This is a genomic window from Methylophaga sp. UBA5088 (assembly GCF_002414625.1).
Lineage (GTDB): Bacteria > Pseudomonadota > Gammaproteobacteria > Nitrosococcales > Methylophagaceae > Methylophaga > Methylophaga marina.
The window spans coordinates 37735-40407 of the sequence record NZ_DIAC01000131.1; the positions used below are offsets into that span (position 1 = coordinate 37735).

Sequence of the window (2673 nt, forward strand, 5' to 3'; positions counted from 1 at the left end):
TGTTGTTTCTGGATTTGGGTTGGGGGTTGGAAGCTCTGTAATATCTGGAGTCTTAGAGCAAACTTTCACCAGCCCTAAAGCTAAAGTAGAAGACCAACTAGTATTGCGCCCTTTTCCTCAGTCCACAGAAGGTGGACTGCCCTTGTCTGCATTATGGTCAAAGTATAGAGAAGACATGATAAACCATGCTGGAATCGCTTTATTTTTATTTGGTAATAAGTCCGATGGTAAAAAACTTTTGTTATCAAATGGAATGCGTGAAGAGTATGAAATTGCTAAGAGCAAGGGACTTTTTTTGATTCCTGTTGGAGCTACTGGTTATATGGCTGAAGAACTATGGAACGAGAAAAACTCTGAAATACAAAATTGCGCTGAGACTTCAGACGAAATGAAAAAACTCTTTTCAGATATTGGTAATAGTAAAGCAAAGTCTGAAGAATTAATCGAATCAGTAATTAAAATTATTAACTTAATGGATAGGGAGTAATCAATGGCTAGACAATCATTTTTTAGTTTTAGATATAAGGCTGACAATTGGCGAGCAGCAAATATTAGAAATAGCTGGGTAACCCAAGATCGAAAAGCATCAGGCTTTTTTGATACGGCCAAATGGGAAGAGGTAAAGAAGAAGAAAGACACTGATATTGAAAAATGGATTGACGAGCAGCTGAAGGGGACCTCAGTTACTGTAGTTTTAATCGGTTCTGATACAGCAGGCAAGAAGTGGATTGACTACGAAATAACAGCAAGTCATAAAAAGGGAAATGGCATGTTGGGTATCTATATTCATAAAAAGAAAGATAGCAATGGTAATACTAGTAAAAAGGGAAAAAATCCTTTTGATAATTGGGAGTTCAAAAAAGCTGGAAAAGTAATAACTTATCCAACATATGATTGGGTTGATGATGACGGTTACAATAACATGGGTGATTGGATTGAGAAGGCTGCAAAGGCTGCTGGTCGATAGTGGTATGAGCTTATAACAAAGCGCTGCTGTCGGACAATTTTACCGCTGCGCTCCAAAATTGCCGCAGAGCGCGGCGTTAGATTCTTTATCAAATTTAGAGGGCATATGGGATATAAACCAGAAGCAGGGGAAGCTTTCATTTGTGAAAATACATCGTACGCTGACGCACGGCTCTATCTGACATATGAGAAGGATGGAGTCCTAATAGCTTATTACTATAAAACTCCTGAGCATCCAGAGGATGAGCGCTTTATAAAAGTACCTGTTGATGAGCTGGATGGGCCTTTTTTTCCTAGTTTTTCCTCATTCCTATTAAGGGGGAAAAGACCTTCTGGTCTGAATGATGAGTTAAGCAGTTACATTGCTGTTGAGGAATGCCTTAAAAAATTGCTTATTGATTCAAAGTCTAATCGCATTGAAATAAAAAAAGCAGAAAGCAAGATCCAAGAAGAGACAAATGAAAAAGCAGAAAGAATATCCGCTATTCTAAAAATTCTTATTTCCGAAAAGCTTCTTTATCGATACGCCTCTACAAAAACGTCGGAGTTTATCGAGTTCACAGAGTTAAAAACAAAATCAGAAAATAGCAAGCAATATTATGGGTCGTTAGCCCAAGAAATAGCGGTTAAGAGCAAGCAAATATCATTATTAACTTCTCATGGCCAAACTGCTGGCAACTATAGAGAATACATTCTACGTTCATTGCTCGAAAAATATCTGCCTTCTCGTTTTGGTGTTGGCACTGGCTTTATTGAGGATGTGTCTAGACAATTGGATATCATCATATATGACAAAGTGAACTTTCCCGTCGTTTTTAAAGAAGGTGATTTGATTGTTGTTCATAAAGAGGCGGTTAGAGGCATAATAGAGGTAAAGACAACCCTCGATAGTGAAAAACTGAAAGGCTCACTTCAGTTATTCTATGACATATTTAGAGCGGGGTTATTTAAGCCAAGCCTTCCTATATTTAAAGGTGTGTACGCATTTAATTCGAATTTCGAGAATTCAAAGAAAGTAGCGGAATCCATAAACAGATTTTACAGAAAGCCATATTTTGAAAAGGCCGTCCAATCGAAAATGACGCGAGAGGTGCCGTATCTCTATCATGAGGTGACCGCAGTGTGTGCTTTAAATGAACATTTTTTGTTTACAAAGTATGCGTACCATGGAGGAAAGGAAGGCAAAAATATTGTGCCCAGCCTATATTCAATAACTGATGAAAATGGACTTGATGTGCAGACTGCAGCATTTATTGCCACTCTATTTGACTATCTTGACGGTGATTTTTACTCAAAAAGAACAGCTCAGAAAGGCTTTAATGACTTAATGTCAACTGATTCAGTTGAAGTGAAATTTGAGAGCCATATTGGAGATAAAGATTGGATTCCGAGGTCGGCTAGCCCTGGAGAGCATGATTTTGGTCAGGAATCAATCATTCACAGATTGGATCAACTCGGGTTGTGGTTTAAGGGTGAGCTATCTTCGTCAGAATATATAAGAGACATTGAACAGACAGAATCTAACAAGGCCTTGCAGCCGACCCCGTTTCGCTACGCTCAACAGGGCGACTGAAAAATCAATAGGGTCAGAGTCTGTACGATCCCCACAAAAATTATAGTGTTTCAAATAAGAAAGCACTTGATAAATGAAGTGCCCTGACAGACTTCATAAATTCTCTTATCCTCAATTTCGCATATTTATCAGCA

At 38.4% G+C, this 2673-nt stretch carries 2 protein-coding genes and 1 pseudogene; all 3 read left to right on the forward strand.

Features of this window, described 5'->3' with window-relative positions; genetic code table 11:
- Nucleotides 1-487 (forward strand): annotated as a pseudogene (locus B4K20_RS16300) (hypothetical protein); the annotation flags it as partial.
- Nucleotides 488-490: 3 nt separating this feature from the next.
- On the forward strand, nt 491-967 hold the full coding sequence (locus B4K20_RS16305; RefSeq protein WP_289283722.1) for a TIR domain-containing protein: 477 nt from the start codon (nt 491-493) through the stop codon (nt 965-967).
- A 105-nt stretch (nt 968-1072) separates the two neighbouring features.
- Complete coding sequence (locus B4K20_RS16310; RefSeq protein WP_289283723.1) at nt 1073-2539, forward strand: DUF6602 domain-containing protein; 1467 nt, start codon at nt 1073-1075, stop codon at nt 2537-2539.
- Nucleotides 2540-2673 lie beyond the last annotated feature (134 nt).